The sequence below is a fragment of the Streptomyces sp. NPDC096193 genome (assembly GCF_040302905.1).
GTDB lineage: Bacteria > Actinomycetota > Actinomycetes > Streptomycetales > Streptomycetaceae > Streptomyces.
On sequence record NZ_JBEOSJ010000001.1, the window covers coordinates 269,912 to 285,574 of the forward strand.

The window sequence follows — 15,663 nt, forward strand, 5'->3', positions numbered from 1 at the left end:
GGGTCTGCGGAGCGCCGAGGACGACGGCAGCCGGATGCCACGTGCGGCACGGACGGCACGGATGCCACGTGCGACACGGACGGCACGGACGGCACGGATGCCACGTGCGACACGGACGGCACGGATGCCACGTGCGGCACGGACGGCACGCACCGGAATGAGCGGCTGATCCGGTGTGTTCTGCTCCGGCATGGAGGACGACATCGGAGCGCCCGCGGGCTCGCCCGCACAGCGGAAGGCCGCGGCAGAGCTGATCGACGACGCGCGCGCCAGTGGTCAGCACCTTATTGACTCCCTGACGCGCCTGTGGGACGGCGTCGTCGAGGCGTCGACCATGACCAACATCGACGACGAGCACGATCCGGAGGGTGCCACGGTCGCCTTCGAGCGCGCCCAGCTGCGGGACATGCTGACCCGGGCACGGGCCGATCTGGCCGATCTCGACCGGGCCGCGGAGCGGGTGCGCACAGGCACCTATTGGGTCTGCGAGCGCTGTGGCGGGCCGATCGCACCGGAGCGACTCGCCGCGCGCCCGACGGCCACGGTGTGCATCACCTGCGCGAACAAAACCACCCGCTGACGCGTATGACTCGGTGAGAGGGATGCAGTGGCGCGACGCCGCGAAATGTAGCAAGGTCGTGGCCGCCGAAAAGCCTCGAAACGCCCGGTTCGGACGATCATGGCGATGACCGTCCGCAGGACTCCAGCAACGCGTGACGGAAGGTGTCCCATGTCGAAGCCACCGCTCCCCGACGAAGCAGTCGCCATGCTGACGAAGGCCAACCCGGCGGTCGTCACGACCCTGCGTTCGGACGGCCAGCCGGTGTCCACGGCCACCTGGTACCTGTGGGACGAGGGCCGGGTGATGATCAACATGGACGAGGGGCGCAAGCGCCTGGAGCACGTGCGGAACGACCCGCGTGTCTCGCTCACCGTGCTCGACGAGGGCAACTGGTACACCCACCTCAGCATCATCGGCCGCGTCGCCGAGCTCGTGGAGGACAAGGAGCTGCTCGACATCGACCGGCTTGCCGAGCAGTACCTCGGCAAGCCGTACCCCCAGCGGGACCGCCGCCGTTTCAGCGCGTGGATCGAGATCGACCGCTGGCACGGGTGGGGCACCCTGAAGGACAACAGCCAGCCCGGCTGATGCGCGACCGGCCGCGACAGTGCGACGGGGTGCGCTGAGGAATCTCCGGCCTTCACGTCGAGCGCACGAACGACCGTGCGTTCACATCGAGGGTTCGTACGTCGCTCCGGCGCGGCCGGTTCCGTGTCCCGACCAACGCTCAGGCACTCCTGTGACCGGCGTGTACTGTGTGCCGCGCCGCCGTGCCAACGCTCCGGCAACCGTGATGGTTGTGCCGGGAGTTGCACGTCAGGCCCACACATTCGCTTCCCGGAGGAGTGTCCGTTCGATGACCCAGAACCGTCCCCGAGGGCCGCAGTCCCCCGACGGCGAGAACACGGACGACCGCCGTCGTCCCGGACCGGCCCCCGAGGACGGGGCGGACACCGGCCACGCCGAAGGTGACAGTGACCGCGGAGACGTCGAAGACGGTGACGGCGGCAAGGCCGAAAGCGTCACGGACGCAGGTCCCGGCAAGAAGCGCCTGATCGACTACCCGCGTCGCGGCAAGGGTGGGGTGCGCCGCTGGATACCCTCGTGGCGGCTCGTCCTGGGCACTTCCTTCGGCGTCGTCACCGCGACGGTGGGGGCAGCGACGGTCGCCTACGCACTGGTGGAGGTCCCCGCCCCGACCAGGGCGGCCGAGGCGCAGAACAACGTCTACTACTGGGCCGACGGCACGCAGATGGCCGCCACCGGTGGTGAGATCAACCGTCAGGTCGTCGACATCGGCGAGATCCCGAAGGCCATGCAGGACGCGGTGATCTCGGCGGAGAACAAGACGTTCCGGACCGACTCGGGGATCGACCCCATGGGTATCGGCCGCGCCGTGGCGAACATGGCCAAGGGCAGCGAGACCCAGGGCGGTTCCACCATCACCCAGCAGTACGTGAAGAACGCGATGCTCGGTGACCAGCCGAAGAGCGTGAGCCGTAAGGTCAAGGAGCTGTTCGTCTCCATCAAGGTCGGCGCCGACATGGACAAGCCCGACATCATGGCGGGCTATCTGAACACCTCGTACTACGGGCGTGGTGCCTACGGCATCCAGGCCGCCGCCCGTACGTACTACGGCAAGGACGCCAAGGACCTGAACCCCAGCGAGTGCGCCTTCCTCGCCTCGCTGCTCAAGGGCGCCGTGTACTTCGATCCTGCCGGTTCCGTGGACATCGACCCGGCGGCGACGCCGAAGGCCAATCTGACGCGGGTGACGGACCGCTGGAAGTGGGTCATGGACGAGATGGTCAAGGACAAGCATCTGACCGCCGCCGAGCGGGCCGAGTACCCCGAGTTCCCCATGCCCCGGTCCGTCTCGAAGGGGGCGAAGCTCGGGGGTCAGGTCGGCTATCTGGTCGAACTCGCCAAGGCGAACGTCCTCAAGGACCAGGCCCTCGGCCTCAGTGCGGATGACCTGGCGCGCGGCGGCTACGAGATCCACACCACCTTCGACAAGAAGAAGGTCGAACAGCTCGAAACCGCGGTGAAGAAGGTCCGCGAGGCCGACATCAGGCCCGACAAGCGACCGAAGACGGACACCCATGTCCAGTTCGGCGGTGCCTCCGTCGACCCGCGGACCGGTGCGATCGTCGCCATCTACGGCGGCGAGGACGCGACCGAAGACTTCACCAACAACGCCGACGCGACCGGCGTCCCGGTCGGATCGACCTTCAAGCCGTTCGTCCTGGCGGCGGCCCTGCGCGACGGTGTGCGCGACCCGCAGCGCGGCGCGACCCAGGGAAGTGCCGAGCGTACGCCCGTCGATCCCGACACGACCGTCTACAGCGGCCAGGACAAGCTCAGGATCAAGAACTACGACGGCTCGGTCTGGCTGACCGCGGAGGGTGAGGAGTGGCTGCAGACCAACGACGGCAACGAGTCGTACGGAAACGTCTCGCTGCGTGAGGCCATGGTCCGCTCGGCGAACTCACCGTACGTACAGCTGGGCATGGACACCGGCATCCCCTCGGTGCGCAAGGCCGCCGTCGACGCCGGCCTTCTCGAGAACTCGCTCAACACGTCGGACGTCCCCTCCTTCTCCCTCGGTATCTCCTCGCCCAGCGCCATCCGTATGGCCGGCGCCTACGGCACCTTCGCGGCCGGGGGCGAGCAGCGTGAGCCGTACTCCGTCACGCAGGTGAAGCGGACGGGCCGGGTGATCTACTCGCACAAGGACGAGCCCGAGCGGGCCTTCCCCGCCGCGGTCGCCGGCTCCGTGACCGACGTGCTCAAGGATGTCGTCGCGAACGACGAGGGCACCGGCCGGAACGCGCGGCTGCCGGGCCGTGAGGTCGCCGGCAAGACCGGTACGACCGACGGCAACAAGTCCGCCTGGTTCGTGGGCTACACCCCGCAGCTGTCGACCGCCATCGACATGTACCGCCTCGACGACAGCGAGAAGAACCAGAAGGGCAGGTTCCTGGAGATGTTCGGCACGGGTGGCCAGGCGAAGGTCCACGGCGCCTCGTTCCCCGCGGAGATCTGGCGGACGTACATGACCGAAGCGCTCAAGGGCCAGAAGGTGGTGCGCTTCTCCGCCCCCGAGCAGCCCTGACGGCAGGGCAGTTGGTTCCTCCTCCACCGAGCCGGGCGCCACATCGGCTAACGGCTCGGTGACGGCGGGATTGCGGATCGGACGCATGCCGGGCCCTTTCGGCGGGCTGGGCGGTTGATCCGGCATGAGCGCTTGGGAGAGTGACCCGTTGCCGGTGGCCGGGGTTTCGGTCGTGACCGTCACCCGGCCGCCGGACTCACCACCGCGCGGCGCCGACGACGAGGGCGGTGGCGTGTGTACCGCAGGAGAAGATGTCCTCGCCGCGCCGGACGGGGAATTCCGGAAGGCCGTGACCGACCTCCTGGTGGCGCCCGTCCGGACGGTCTTCCTGTGCGTGGCCGCGGCCACCGTCGTCGCGGCCGTGCTCGTCGTGTGGTTCACCTGACGACGACGGGACCGGAACCCGGAGCATGGCCCGTGGGCTCGTCAGCGGCCTGCCGGTTCCGCCGGCCGGATGTTCTGGGTGGCGTGGAAGAGGTTGTGCGGGTCGTAGGTCTGCTTGATCTCCGCCAGGCGGTCGAAATGGTCGCCGTAGGTCGCCCTGACCCGGTCCTGGCCCTCGTCCTCCCCGAGGAAGTTCACATAGGAACCGCCCATCGAATACGGCCGGAGCGCCTCCTCGTAGGCGGTGCACCACTGCTTGAGCGCCGCTGCGTTGGCCGGGTCGGGGTCGATGCCCGCGATCACACCGGACCAGGTGGCGTCCCGGTGGCTCCAGGCGGTGTCGTCCCTCCCCACGCGGGAGGCGGCACCGTCGACCGGGTAGAGGTGCATGGTCGACAGGGCGGTGGGGAGGTTCTCGCCGTAGTGGAGGTGGACGTCCATGGCCTCGTCGGTGATGCGGTCGAAGAAGGCACCGCGCCAGTACCACTGGAGTCCGCTCGGAAGCAGGTCGTCGAACATGCTCTGGAGAGCCGGGTAGGGCATCGGTGCCGTGAAGTGGAAGGCCGGGGTCCCGGCGTCGCTCACGGGCCGGAGCACCTCCTCCAGACGGTCCGGGTCACCGGTCCAGCACCACACCACGCCGCACATCTTCCGTCCGTGGAGCTCCTCGGGGAACGGCGGACCGGGCGGCACCGAGAGCAGCGCGAAGAAGCCGTTCAGGTCGTCGGTGGCCTGCGGCAGGAAGTCGCGGTACCACCCGAGCACCTCACGGGTCCGCTCGATCGGCCACACGGTGATGGCCACGCCCACGGTGCTGACCGGGTGCATCCGGAAGCGGAACGAGGTGACGATGCCGAAGTTGCCGCCACCGCCGCGCAACGCCCAGAACAGATCGGGGTGCTCGCTCTCGCTCGCGGTGACGAGGCTGCCGTCCGCGAGGACGACGTCGGCGGAGAGCAGGCTGTCGATGGTGAGGCCGTACTTGCGGGTGAGGTGGCCGTGGCCGCCTCCCAGGGTGAGCCCGCCGACACCGGTCGTCGACTGGATGCCCGAGGGGGTGGCGAGGCCGAAGGCGTGGCCGGCGTGGTCGAGGTCGCCGAGCTGGCTGCCGCCGCCGACCATGGCGGTGCGGGTGCCGGGGTCGATGTGCGTCCACCGTATGGGCGCCAGGTCGATGGTGACGCCGTCGTCCACCAGACACAGTCCGGGTCCGCTGTGGCCACCGCCTCTGACGGCGAGTTCGAGACCGTGGTCGCGTACGAAATCGACGGCGGCCATGACATCGGCCACGTCCGTGCACTGCGCGATGGCCGCAGGCCGACGGTCGATCATCCCGTTGTACACCGTGCAGGACTGCGCGTAGTCCAGGTCCTTGGGGCCGATGACCGGACCGCGCAGCACTGTCCGCATCGCTTCCAGAGTGGTGTCGTCCATCAGGATCTCCTAGAGCGGGGGCACGGACCGTGACCCGCCTGGCCTTCGTCTCGTTCGGCTGCGTCCGCTCGTGACTCTTTCCGGCTTCTGGCTCTTTCCGGCTCTTTCGGCCGTCCCGGCCGCAGCTTCCGAACGTCCCGCCGTCGTGGTCCCCGCCGACGGGCGCATGGCCCGCAACCGGCGCGCGGTCAGGGCCTCTCAGGTGTCCACATGGCTCGTAGATCCAGGATCCCGCCGACCGGGGACCGCCGCAAACGCCGCCGTCCCGCGAGGCACCCGTGCTGCCGCGGAAGCGCATCGTGGGGTCATGGACGGACACATCGGCCGGGTCGGTGGGCGGCACGGGTGGCCGAGCCCGGCGAAGGCATCGGGGTGGCCACCGGCGACGACCTCGATGTGCTGGCGGGCGGTGGCCCACCGCTACCGGCAGTCGGCCGACGGGCCCGGCGAGGCGGTCACCCGGGTCGCCCCGCGGGCCCTGATGAGCCACGTCCATCCTCTGACGCAGCCTGGACCCGCGGCGTCTTCCGCGACAACGCCGTCCAGTGGATCCCGGCGCCGACGGCCTCGGTGGGGCACCGGCTGCGGGAGGGCACGCCTGCGCCCGAGGTGCGGTGAGCAGCCGCGCTTCTAAAATGGATCTCGTACGCGCATCCTGCGTTTCGTACGCGCACCTCGCGTTGCGCACCCGCGCCCTGCGTCCGACGAACCACGGTTGCAACAGGGAGCTGTGATGCCCAATCGTCCCGGTCGGTCAGGATGACCACCCCTGAGGATGAGCCGCGGAGCCCCTGGCCCCCGCCGATCGTGGTTCACCCCGTCATGCCGGGCGACCCGCCGTTCCGCTCCGTCGAGATCAACGGGGAACTGGCCGGCATCGCCCGCGACCTCGTGGAGTTGCTGGACCTGGCGTACAGCGCGGGGCTGAAGCACATCGACCTGGACGACCCCGCCCAGGTGAGATGGGTCGGCGGCGGCAAGTACAAGTGGGTTCCCTGACGGCTCTCCCCCGGCCCGGGGCGAGCCGCCGCCCGGATCGCGGGCGGCGGCGGCGCGTCACCAGGACCGCAGCGTCAGTCGAGCTCGGCGGTGAGCGTGACCGTGGTACCGGTGAGAGCCTTGCTCACCGGGCAATTGGCCTTCGCGTCCTCGGCCGCCGCCTTGAAGGCCGCCTCATCCGTACCCGACACCTGACCGGTCACCGTGAGGTGGATACCGGTGATCCCGGGGCCCGGCTCGAACGTCACCGCGGCCTTCGTCGTCAGCATCGTCGGAGGCGTACCGGCCTTCGTGAGGATGTTCGACAGGGCCATCGAGAAGCAGCTGGAGTGGGCGGCGGCGATCAGCTCCTCCGGGCTCGTCTTCCCGTTCGGATCCTCGGCACGAGAAGCCCAGGTCACAGGGAAGTGACCGACGCCCGACGAGTCGAACGTGACCTCCCCGAAGCCCTTGAGCAGTTCGCCTTCCCACTCGGTGTGCGCGTTGCGTGTGGTGGCCACGAAGAATGCCTCCTGTGTATGGACGACGTCCCCCAGATCGTCCGCCCTGCGGCGCCCGGACCGGGCTATCGACGCGCCGGGGCGCTCGTACTCGCCGGGCCGTGGCGCGCTCGTACTCGCCGGGCGTGGATGCGCTCGTGCTCGCCGGGCCGGCTGCGCGGGCTGTCCGCGAGCCGCCGGTGCCGCACGTGGCCGCCCGGGCACTACGGGGGCGCACCGTCGAGCGGGTCGACCGCCGGGCTCCGTGGGACAGGCCCTCGCCGACCACCGGTGCGGTGATCGTCGACTTCGCGGTGATCGTCGACTTCGCACCCGGCGCCCGGCGGCTTAGCCTTGACGTATTGCCACGCTTGCCCCGGCCCTGCGCCGCTGGGCGGCATCCGGCGGCGACCGAGGCAACCCGCGTCCACCCGCAATCGGCGGACGGGCGGTAGGCAACGCCGACGAGAGGACTGGCCATGACCCCCTCGACCCCCGACGAGCACGGACCCCCGCCCCCCTCCCCCGAGGAGCCCCCGTCCGCGGCGGACATGGCGGACACGCAGGCCGCGCTCATCGATCTCGCGAACAGCATGGCCCTGCTGCCGCAGGCGCCGCCGGTCGAAGGCGAGGAGGAGCGCCCCGAGGGCGCCATCGCGCTGCCGGTGATCGAACAGGACGGCACGCGGTACATCCCGGTCTTCACGACGGAGGACGCGCTGCTGGCGGTCGGCGGAGACCCCGAGAGCGCGGTGCGCATCCCCGTCGTCGACCTGGCCGCGAACTGGCCGGCGGACGATCTGTGGCTCGCGGTCAATCCGTCCTCCGAGGAAGGCCTCACCCTCCCGGCCGACCTGGTGCGTGCGCTCCCCATGGTCACCCGGCGCAACGGCCAGTCCGGCATGCCGGAGCAGGGCGGCGCATCGGAGTAGGGCGGCGGGCCGCAGGAGCACCTGGGAGAGCGGCTGCGCGCAGCACGTCGGCGTAGGAGAGCCTGCGCGGAGCCGGTTGTACGACCGCGTGGGAGCATGCCCGGCAGCGCACTGACGAAGAGGGCTTCCGGGAGGGCTGCGGGCATGGGTGTGACCAACTGGGCAGGGAACATCACCTTTTCGACGGCTCGGCTGCACACACCCGGATCACTCGACGAGCTGCGCAGCCTGGTCGCCGGCAGCACTCAGGTGCGGGTCCTCGGCAGCGGGCACTCGTTCAACGCGATCGCCGACGTCGACGGTCCGGGCGGCACGTTGCTTTCGCTCGCGCGGCTCCCGTCCTCCGTGGAAGTCGACACTCAGGCCCGTACGGTGCGCGTCGGTGGCGGTGTGCGGTACGCGGAACTGGCCCGGCTCGTCCACGCGCACGGACTGGCGCTGCCCAACCTGGCCTCCCTTCCGCACATCTCGGTGGCGGGCTCGGTCGCCACCGGCACGCACGGTTCCGGCAGCGCCAACCGTCCGCTGTCATCGGCGGTGAGCGCCGTGGAACTGGTCACCGCCGACGGCTCCTCGCTCGTGATGCGCCGCGGCGACGCCGGTTTCGAGGGCGCTGTGGTCTCGCTGGGCGCCCTCGGTGTCGTCACCGCGCTCACGCTCGATCTGGAGCCGGCGTTCGAGGTGAGCCAGCACGTTTTCACCGATCTGCCGCTGGCGGGGCTGGACTTCGAGGCGGTGAGTTCGGCGGCGTACAGCGTAAGTCTGTTCACCGACTGGCGCGAGTCCCGGTTCACGCAGGCGTGGTTCAAACGGCGCTCCGACGGACCGCCTCTCGACGTGCCCCGCACTCCTTCCGTGGCCGCCACGGTCCAACGGCATCCCGTACCCGGCATGCCCGCGGTCAACTGCACTCCGCAGCTGGGTGTCCCCGGGCCGTGGCACGAGCGACTGCCGCATTTCCGTGCCGAGTTCACTCCGAGCAGCGGCGCCGAACTCCAGTCGGAGTATCTGCTCCCCCGGTCCGACGCACTCGCCGCGCTGCGGCAGCTGGACTCCGTACGCACGGCGCTGGCCCCGGTCCTCCAGATCTGCGAGGTACGCACGGTCGCCGCCGACACCCAGTGGCTCAGCCCGGCCCAGGGCCGCGACACGGTCGCTTTCCATTTCACCTGGGTCCCGGACACGGCGGCGGTCCTGCCGGTGGTCGCCCTGGTCGAAGAACGCCTGTCGCCTTTCGCACCGCGACCGCACTGGGGCAAGGTCTTCGCCATACCGCCGACGGAACTGCGGTCGCGCTATCCGCACTTGGGCGACTTCGCGGCGCTTGCGGAGAAGCTGAATCCGGCCGGGACGTTTCGCAATGCGTTCGTACGGGGGTGTCTGGCGGATTCCGGCCGGCCCGGCACCCGAAGCGGCGTGCCCCGAGTTTGACCCTGTCCCGCCGAGCGGCACTCCAACGGCCGTACTGCCGTTGCGGCTGTTTTCACGGCGCCGCACGATGAGAGCGCAATCGTTCCTCGCTTGTGCGAGCAGCCTGTCGGGAGCCCCTGGATGCCCAGTGATGCGCGGACAAAGGCCTGCCCGAGCGCACAACCCGATATGCCGGGAAGCACGGTCCTCGGAATCGTCGAGGGCACTGCGGACGCCCCGGAGGTCCGCTATCTGGCAAGCGCACTTCCCGCTGTAACGGAGATCACCTCACTGGCGGGAGACCTCCTCCCCACGGAGGTGTTCCGCTTCTCCGCCGATTGCGTGGAGAGCGGCTGCCGGCACTTCGACGGTCGGGACTGCTCTCTGGCGAAACGGATCACCGCGGTTCTTCCCCCGGTGATCGGTGTCCTGCCACGGTGCCACGCCCGCCCCGCATGTCGCTGGTGGCACCAGGAGGGTGCGGCGGCGTGTTTCCGCTGCCCCCAGGTCGTGACCACAACGGTCTGGCCGACGCCGGAGCAGGTGACGGTCGCGGAACCGTCCCGGACAGGAGAGACCCATGCCTCGTCAGAGTGAGCCGGTCGTCGGCGTCGAGGATTTCCTTGCCGCGGTGATGCGCGCCGTGTCCCGCGCCGAGGAGGCCGGAGGGACGGGGCCGGACGGACCGGTCGACCGTCAGGCCGTCCTCGCGCGCAGGCCGATCGTCACGGTCGGCCTGACCTACCAGTCCGCACCCGGGGCCGGAGACGTGCTGCTCCGCGAGGCGGAGCCGGCCCGTGAGGAGCCTTCGGACGTATCTCTGCGACTCACGCACGAGGACGCCACGCGGGCCGAGCACATCGCGGCGAGCGTCCAGCAGGTGCCGTTCCAGGAGAACATCGCAAAGGTGTGGCTGCGGGAGGAAGGCGCGGCGGACCGGCTCGCCGCAAGCCTCGACACCCTCGGAGCCGTGGCCGACGCGGAAGTCGAATTCGCGTCCGGGCTGGTGGGACAGGTCGATGACTCCGTACTCGAGAACCTCATGCTCATGGCAGGGGTGGCACCGCACAACATGTCCACCCTCCTGGGAGTCGCGACCGACCAGAACCTCGGTCTGGGCGAGCTGCTGATCCGCAACAGCTCCAGGGACACCAGCGATGCGGGGAACGGCGAATTCGTGATGGGGACGACATTCCGGCGGGGCGCGGGCATCGCCCTGGTGGGGGCCGCCCTGTTGGGAGTGGCCGCCGTGACGGGATCCCCCGTGGCCGCGGGGGCCGGCACTGTTCTCGTGGTCGTCGGTGCGGCGCTGATGCTCCAGTAGGCCAGGGCCCACTGGGACGCCCGCCGGCAGTCCCACGCCTGGGGTGTGTCAACGGGCGCGGCGGATACGGATCGGGCCGCGGGCCGCTGTCGGCTCGACGGGGCGGCCGGACTGGGTGATCTCCACCTCGCCGGCCGCGACGAGCCGCCGGGCCGCGTCCCGGGCCCGTTCCATCAGCGCGCGCCACCCGTCGCCGTCCCCTCGGTACACGGCCCGTGCAGCGTCCGAGGGGCAGATGCTCGCAGTCGGGCCGCGACGCTCCAGCAGCTCCAGGATGGCTCGCTCCAGACGCCGGTCCATCTGCTGTTCGCTGTCCGTCACACCGGCCAGTGTGGCAGGCTCCCCAGGGAATCCTGCTTCGGACGTCCGACCATGTGTACGACTCAACGGCCGGCCGCCGTGCCGGGGGATGGTCGCGTCCTGTACAGCCCACGCCCGTCTCAGACCGGCTTCAGCCCCGACACCCGCGCCCCGTGAATCGCCCCCGCCGTCCGTGTCAGGGGTGCGCCCGTGCCGCCCCAGCGCAGGGCCACGATCTCCGCCGCCACCGAGACCGCCACCTCCTCCGGGGTGCGGGCGCCGAGGTCGAGACCGATCGGTGAGTGGAGGCGGGCCAGTTCGTCCTCCGTCAGGCCCCGCTCCCGCAGGCGGGTCATGCGGTCCTCGTGGGTGCGGCGGCTGCCCATGACGCCGATGTACGCGGCCGGTGCGCGCAGGGCCACCTCCAGGAGCGGCACGTCGAACTTGGGGTCGTGGGTGAGGACGCAGAGCACCGTCCGGTCGTCCGTTCCGGTCGTGCGCAGATATCGGTGCGGCCAGTCGACGACCACCTCGACGCCGTCGGGGAAGCGACGTGGGTCCGCGAAGACCGGGCGGGCGTCGCACACCGTGACCCGGTAGCCGAGGAAGGCGCCGATCCCCGCGACCGCGGCCGCGAAGTCGATGGCGCCGAAGACCAGCATGCGGGGCGGTGGGGCGAAGGAGTGCAGGAAGACCGTGACGTCGTCCACGCGTCGTTCGCCGTGCGGGCCGTAGTGGCGGCGGCCGGTCGCGCCCTGGGCCAGTTCGCCGCGCGCGTCGTCGGTGACCGCGGCGTCGAGTCCCGTGGAGCCGAGCGAGCCCGACACGCTGTCCGGCCAGACGGCGAGGGCCGCGCCACGTGCCGCGGGGCCGTCGACGACGGTGGCGACCACCACGGGGCGGTGTTCGGCGACCGATGCCGCGACCTCGCCGAAGGACGGGTCGGTCGCCGCCGACACCGGGCGTACGAGGACGGTGATCTCACCTCCACAGGTGAGACCCACGGCGAACGCGTCCTCGTCGCTGTATCCGAAGGTCTCCAGCCGGGCCCGGCCGCTCTCGACGACCTCCTTGGCGAGTTCGAACACCGCGCCCTCGACGCATCCCCCGGAGACACTGCCGACGACCTGGTCGTCCGGTCCGACCGCCATCGACGCACCTGGATCGCGGGGTGCGCTGCGGCTGACCGCGACGACGGTGGCGAGACCGAAGGTGGCACCCGCCTCGTACCACTGACGGAGCGTCGGGAGGATCTCACGCATGGGCCGCACCTCTCACGACGGCCGCCGGCCGGTCCGGCGCGGCCGTGCCGTCGCCGGTCGAAGCCGCGACGGGACCCGGGGTGTCGGGCATCCCGGCGGCGGGTCGGCAGAGGTCTGCCGTTCCGCTCTCACAGTCGTCACCTTAGGACCGGCCGCGAGGACGCGCGAGCCGTTGCCGGGCGGCGCTCCACCAGGGCATCCCGGTTCCGGTTACGCCCTCGGCTGATCCCTCTCCCGCCCGCGGAAGCATCGATGTAATCTGAATTACATGATCACTCAAGAGCCGGAACAGGTGCTGCGGGGCTGGTTCGCCGGGCGACTGCCCGACGGGCTCTTCACCGAGCTCCTGGAAGTGACCGTGGACCGCGAGGAGATCACCGTCGTCGGCCGGATACCCGAGCCGGAGCTCGCCGACGACGTCTCGCCCGCGGAAAGGGAAGCGGCGCAGGAAGGCCGTGCCGCGGAGTTCAGGGAGCGCACCCGCGACGACCGGGTGCAGGTCGCACGGCAGGCGGAGCGGAAGTTCGGGCGCAAGGTCTCGTGGGGCGTCGAGTGCGGCGGCCTGCGGACCATGTTCACGACCGTCTCCGCGCCGACGATGACCCGGCTGCGCCAGCCGGAGCGGCAGCTCCTGGACACACTGATCGCCGCGGGTGTGGCCCGCAGCCGCAGCGATGCCCTCGCCTGGTGCGTCCGCCTGGTCCAGCGCAACGCGGACACCTGGCTGACCGATCTGCGCGACTCGCTCAGGCATGTCGAGGAGGTACGGGAGCAGGGGCCAGACCGCGCCTGAGGGCTGTCACGCGCGCCTGAGGGCTGCCCCGTCATCACCGGTGGGGCAGCGCGCGGCGTCGGATGGCACGTCGCAAGGCGGAGCCGTCCTCCACCGGGCGTATGCGGGCGATCCGACAACGCGGCGAGGGTCCGTAGCCGTCGCCGTGCGCCCGCCGGGTAGGACGGGACAGCCCTTGAGGTCCGGTCGCGCGGCGGGCACGACGCGTTCGAGACTGTTCGCGTCAGACAGGTGCGACGCCGGAGCCGGCCGCTCCGGCGCCCGCCGCCCGCCGCGCAGGCAGGGCAGCTCTCCCCCGGAGGTACGGATGGACGACGGCACGATCGCCCTCTTCGGCGCCGACGCGGTACGCGCCGCACTTCCCCTGGCATCGGCGATCGCCGCGATCCAGAAGGCTCTGCGCGACGGGCTGGACCCGGAGTCGGATCCCGCCCGCTCCGTGGTCCCCGTCGAGCACGGACAACTGCTGCTGATGCCGTCGCACGCCGCACGCTACGCAGGCGTCAAGATCGCCTCTGTCGCCCCGGCCAACCCGGGCCGCGGACTCCCCCGCGTCCAGGGCAGCTATCTGCTGCTGGACGCCGAGACACTCGGTCCGGTCGCCGTACTCGACGGGATCGCACTGACCGCCGTACGCACCGCGGCGGTGTCGGCCGCCGCGGCGGATCTGCTCGCCGTGCCCGGCGCGGAGCGCCTGGTCGTCTTCGGTACCGGACCCCAGGCGCACAGCCATGTGGAGGCCCTGCGGGCGATCCGGCCGCTGCGGCACATCACGATCGTCGGCCGCGACCCGGAGCGTCTGGCGCGCTTCGTCGGGCAGTACGAGGCGGCGGACGTGGTCGTCGAGGCGGGGACGGCGGACGCGGTGGCCGGCGCGGACCTGGTGGCCTGCTGCACCACCGCCCGTACTCCCCTGTTCGACGGATCGGCACTGCCCGCGCGCTCGACGGTCGTCGCCGTCGGTTCCCACGAGCTCGACGCGAGGGAGGTGGACGACGAGACCGTGCGCCGTTCGACCGTGGTGGTGGAGGCGCGGACCGCCGCGTTCCGGGAGGCCGGCGATGTCGTGCTCGCGGTGGAGTCGGGGGCGCTGGACCCGGACGAGCTGGTGACCTTCGCCGGGCTCGCACGCGGTGAGGCAGGGGTCGACCACTCCCGGCCTCGGTTGTTCAAGAGCGTCGGGATGGCATGGGAGGACCTGGTCCTCGCCGGCGTCGCGTACGAGGCGCTGCGCAACTGACCCCGTGCGGGGCGCAGTTGACCACCGGCCGCGCGGCCTGCCCGTCCCGGCCGCGGAGCATCGGCGTCGCCCGCCCCGGAACATCGCGGACGCAACGGAGGGTTCCACACCGCCCGCGCCGTCGCCGGAACGGTCGGTCAACTCGGCTCCCGGACCCGGGATGTGACGGCGTCACCGCCCCGGCGGCGGCTCTTTCCACGGTTTCGGTTTCCTTTATTGACAGCGGAAATTAACTCACCTACGTTTCCCGCCATGCCGTCGACGTACCGTGTGGAGACGTTCCCGGTGGCCACCCCGGCCGCCTCCGCCGTCTTCGTCACCGTGCTCTCCCAGGGCCCGCTCACCCGGGTCGAACTCACCCGCCGCACCGGGCTCTCCCCCGCCGCCGTGACCAAGGCGATCCGCCCGCTGATCGAGGCGGGCTATGTGATCGAGACCGAGGACGACGGGGTGCGCGCATCCGTCGGACGCCCCGCCAATCCCGTACACGTCGACGGTGGCCGGGCCCTGTTCATCGGTGTCAAGGTGACCGGCGACGAGGTCATCGCCGTACTGACGGATCTGTGCTGCCGCATCAGGACCGCGCGCCATGTGCCCTTCACCGCGCAGCGGCCGGCCGATGTGATCGGGCTCATCACCGCGCTGACCGAGGAGCTGGTCGCCGAGGCGCGGAGCTTCGGAGTCGCGGTGCAGGGTGTCGGCGTCGCCGTCTCCGGGGACGTCGACCGCTCCGCGGGGGTCGTGCACTACTCCCCCTTCCTCGGCTGGCGCGACATCCCACTGGCCGGGCTGGTGTCGGCGGCGACAGGGCTCCCGGTCACCGTCGACAACGATGTCCGCGCCCTGACGATCGCCGAGCAGTGGTTCGGCGGAGGCGTCGGATGCGCGAACTTCGCCGTCGTCACGGTCGGCGCCGGCATCGGCTGCGGCCTCGTGGTCGACGGCCGTGTGGTCTCCGGCTCGCACGGTGTGGCCGGTGAGATCGGCCATCTCCCCATCGACCCGCAAGGGCCCGTCTGTCACTGCGGGAACACCGGCTGCGTCGAGGCGATCGCCTCGGACTCCGCGATTCTTCGGCGCATCCGGGAGGCCACCGGCCGGCCGGTGGCCGACTCCGCCGAAGCCCTGGAGCTGGCCCGTGCGGGCGCCGCCGGTGCCCGCGAGGCGTACGCACGCGCCGGTGAGGCGATCGGGCGGGCCATCGGGGCCGTGGTCAATCTGCTGGGACCCGAGCGCGTGATCATCTCGGGTGAGGGACTCGCGGCGTACGACCTGTTCGCCGAGCACATTCGTGACGCCTTCGGGACGGCGGCCTTCGGGGCCGCCGCCCAGTGCGAGGTGACGACCCGCCCGCTGCCCTTCGAGGAATGGGCCCGGGGAGCCGCGGCCGCCGCGATTCAGACATTCATCGGATCCGAACCCCGATAGG

At 70.9% G+C, this 15,663-nt stretch carries 15 protein-coding genes; 11 read left to right on the forward strand and 4 right to left on the reverse strand.

The annotated features are described in order from the left end of the window. The first annotated feature begins 190 nt into the window (after nucleotides 1–190). The 4 genes from ABTX78_RS01255 (at nucleotide 191) to ABTX78_RS01270 (ending at nucleotide 4,062) form a co-directional block, all read left to right on the forward strand. Nucleotides 191–580 (forward strand): TraR/DksA family transcriptional regulator, encoded by a 390-nt coding sequence (locus ABTX78_RS01255; protein WP_352204727.1) that lies wholly within the window; start codon nucleotides 191–193, stop codon nucleotides 578–580. A 150-nt stretch (nucleotides 581–730) separates the two neighbouring features. Beyond that, a complete protein-coding gene (locus ABTX78_RS01260) occupies nucleotides 731–1,150 on the forward strand; it encodes a PPOX class F420-dependent oxidoreductase (RefSeq protein WP_352204728.1) in 420 nt (139 codons plus the stop codon). Nucleotides 1,151–1,418: 268 nt separating this feature from the next. Beyond that, nucleotides 1,419–3,677 (forward strand): transglycosylase domain-containing protein, encoded by a 2,259-nt coding sequence (locus ABTX78_RS01265; protein WP_352204729.1) that lies wholly within the window; start codon nucleotides 1,419–1,421, stop codon nucleotides 3,675–3,677. Between the two features lie 124 nt (nucleotides 3,678–3,801). After that, nucleotides 3,802–4,062, forward strand: coding sequence for a hypothetical protein (locus ABTX78_RS01270; RefSeq protein ID WP_352204730.1), 261 nt, complete (start codon nucleotides 3,802–3,804; stop codon nucleotides 4,060–4,062). A gap of 41 nt (nucleotides 4,063–4,103) precedes the next feature. On the opposite strand, the gene ABTX78_RS01275 is transcribed toward ABTX78_RS01270, so the two are convergent. Then, nucleotides 4,104–5,495 carry an FAD-binding oxidoreductase gene (locus ABTX78_RS01275; protein WP_352204731.1) on the reverse strand — a complete coding sequence of 464 codons (1,392 nt, stop codon included), beginning with the start codon at nucleotides 5,493–5,495 and terminating at the stop codon, nucleotides 4,104–4,106. 759 nt (nucleotides 5,496–6,254) lie between these two features. Between ABTX78_RS01275 and ABTX78_RS01280 the strand changes: the two genes are divergently transcribed. Continuing rightward, complete coding sequence (locus ABTX78_RS01280; RefSeq protein WP_352204732.1) at nucleotides 6,255–6,494, forward strand: hypothetical protein; 240 nt, start codon at nucleotides 6,255–6,257, stop codon at nucleotides 6,492–6,494. Between the two features lie 74 nt (nucleotides 6,495–6,568). Here the strand turns inward: ABTX78_RS01280 and ABTX78_RS01285 are convergent, their stop codons facing one another. Then, nucleotides 6,569–6,994, reverse strand: a complete 426-nt coding sequence (locus ABTX78_RS01285; RefSeq protein WP_352204733.1) for an OsmC family peroxiredoxin — start codon at nucleotides 6,992–6,994, stop codon at nucleotides 6,569–6,571. A 458-nt stretch (nucleotides 6,995–7,452) separates the two neighbouring features. Between ABTX78_RS01285 and ABTX78_RS01290 the strand changes: the two genes are divergently transcribed. The 3 genes from ABTX78_RS01290 to ABTX78_RS01300 all read left to right on the forward strand — a co-directional run bounded on the left by ABTX78_RS01290 (nucleotide 7,453) and on the right by ABTX78_RS01300 (nucleotide 10,639). After that, the gene (locus ABTX78_RS01290) at nucleotides 7,453–7,905 is read left to right on the forward strand and encodes an SseB family protein (RefSeq protein WP_352204734.1); all 453 of its coding nucleotides are present in this window, start codon (nucleotides 7,453–7,455) and stop codon (nucleotides 7,903–7,905) included. 144 nt (nucleotides 7,906–8,049) lie between these two features. Next, nucleotides 8,050–9,336 carry an FAD-binding protein gene (locus ABTX78_RS01295; RefSeq protein WP_352204735.1) on the forward strand — a complete coding sequence of 429 codons (1,287 nt, stop codon included), beginning with the start codon at nucleotides 8,050–8,052 and terminating at the stop codon, nucleotides 9,334–9,336. Nucleotides 9,337–9,895: 559 nt separating this feature from the next. Next, a complete protein-coding gene (locus tag ABTX78_RS01300) occupies nucleotides 9,896–10,639 on the forward strand; it encodes a hypothetical protein (RefSeq protein ID WP_352204736.1) in 744 nt (247 codons plus the stop codon). A gap of 48 nt (nucleotides 10,640–10,687) precedes the next feature. Here the strand turns inward: ABTX78_RS01300 and ABTX78_RS01305 are convergent, their stop codons facing one another. Beyond that, nucleotides 10,688–10,960 (reverse strand): DUF3253 domain-containing protein, encoded by a 273-nt coding sequence (locus ABTX78_RS01305; RefSeq protein WP_352204737.1) that lies wholly within the window; start codon nucleotides 10,958–10,960, stop codon nucleotides 10,688–10,690. 119 nt (nucleotides 10,961–11,079) lie between these two features. Then, nucleotides 11,080–12,201, reverse strand: a complete 1,122-nt coding sequence (locus tag ABTX78_RS01310; RefSeq protein WP_352204738.1) for an XdhC family protein — start codon at nucleotides 12,199–12,201, stop codon at nucleotides 11,080–11,082. 268 nt (nucleotides 12,202–12,469) lie between these two features. On the opposite strand from ABTX78_RS01310, the gene abmR reads away from it, so the two are divergent. The 3 genes from abmR to ABTX78_RS01325 all read left to right on the forward strand — a co-directional run bounded on the left by abmR (nucleotide 12,470) and on the right by ABTX78_RS01325 (nucleotide 15,662). Then, on the forward strand, nucleotides 12,470–12,994 hold the full coding sequence (abmR, locus tag ABTX78_RS01315) for an ATP-binding transcription factor AbmR (RefSeq protein WP_352204739.1): 525 nt from the start codon (nucleotides 12,470–12,472) through the stop codon (nucleotides 12,992–12,994). 307 nt (nucleotides 12,995–13,301) lie between these two features. After that, entirely contained in the window at nucleotides 13,302–14,234 is a 933-nt protein-coding gene (locus ABTX78_RS01320) for an ornithine cyclodeaminase family protein (RefSeq protein WP_352204740.1), read from the forward strand. 252 nt (nucleotides 14,235–14,486) lie between these two features. Further along, a complete protein-coding gene (locus ABTX78_RS01325; protein WP_352204741.1) occupies nucleotides 14,487–15,662 on the forward strand; it encodes an ROK family protein in 1,176 nt (391 codons plus the stop codon). Nucleotide 15,663: the final 1 nt, after the last annotated feature.

Excerpts from the sequence above, each read along its gene's own strand:
- ABTX78_RS01320 (WP_352204740.1), top strand. The coding sequence starts at position 13,302 with ATGGACGACGGCACGATCGCCCTCTTCGGCGCCGACGCGGTACGCGCC.
- ABTX78_RS01310 (WP_352204738.1), bottom strand. The coding sequence starts at position 12,201 with ATGCGTGAGATCCTCCCGACGCTCCGTCAGTGGTACGAGGCGGGTGCC.
- abmR (WP_352204739.1), top strand. The coding sequence starts at position 12,470 with ATGATCACTCAAGAGCCGGAACAGGTGCTGCGGGGCTGGTTCGCCGGG.
- ABTX78_RS01295 (WP_352204735.1), top strand. The coding sequence starts at position 8,050 with ATGGGTGTGACCAACTGGGCAGGGAACATCACCTTTTCGACGGCTCGG.
- ABTX78_RS01265 (WP_352204729.1), top strand. The coding sequence starts at position 1,419 with ATGACCCAGAACCGTCCCCGAGGGCCGCAGTCCCCCGACGGCGAGAAC.
- ABTX78_RS01325 (WP_352204741.1), top strand. The coding sequence starts at position 14,487 with ATGCCGTCGACGTACCGTGTGGAGACGTTCCCGGTGGCCACCCCGGCC.
- ABTX78_RS01260 (WP_352204728.1), top strand. The coding sequence starts at position 731 with ATGTCGAAGCCACCGCTCCCCGACGAAGCAGTCGCCATGCTGACGAAG.
- ABTX78_RS01280 (WP_352204732.1), top strand. The coding sequence starts at position 6,255 with ATGACCACCCCTGAGGATGAGCCGCGGAGCCCCTGGCCCCCGCCGATC.
- ABTX78_RS01290 (WP_352204734.1), top strand. The coding sequence starts at position 7,453 with ATGACCCCCTCGACCCCCGACGAGCACGGACCCCCGCCCCCCTCCCCC.
- ABTX78_RS01270 (WP_352204730.1), top strand. The coding sequence starts at position 3,802 with ATGAGCGCTTGGGAGAGTGACCCGTTGCCGGTGGCCGGGGTTTCGGTC.
- ABTX78_RS01275 (WP_352204731.1), bottom strand. The coding sequence starts at position 5,495 with ATGGACGACACCACTCTGGAAGCGATGCGGACAGTGCTGCGCGGTCCG.
- ABTX78_RS01300 (WP_352204736.1), top strand. The coding sequence starts at position 9,896 with ATGCCTCGTCAGAGTGAGCCGGTCGTCGGCGTCGAGGATTTCCTTGCC.
- ABTX78_RS01255 (WP_352204727.1), top strand. The coding sequence starts at position 191 with ATGGAGGACGACATCGGAGCGCCCGCGGGCTCGCCCGCACAGCGGAAG.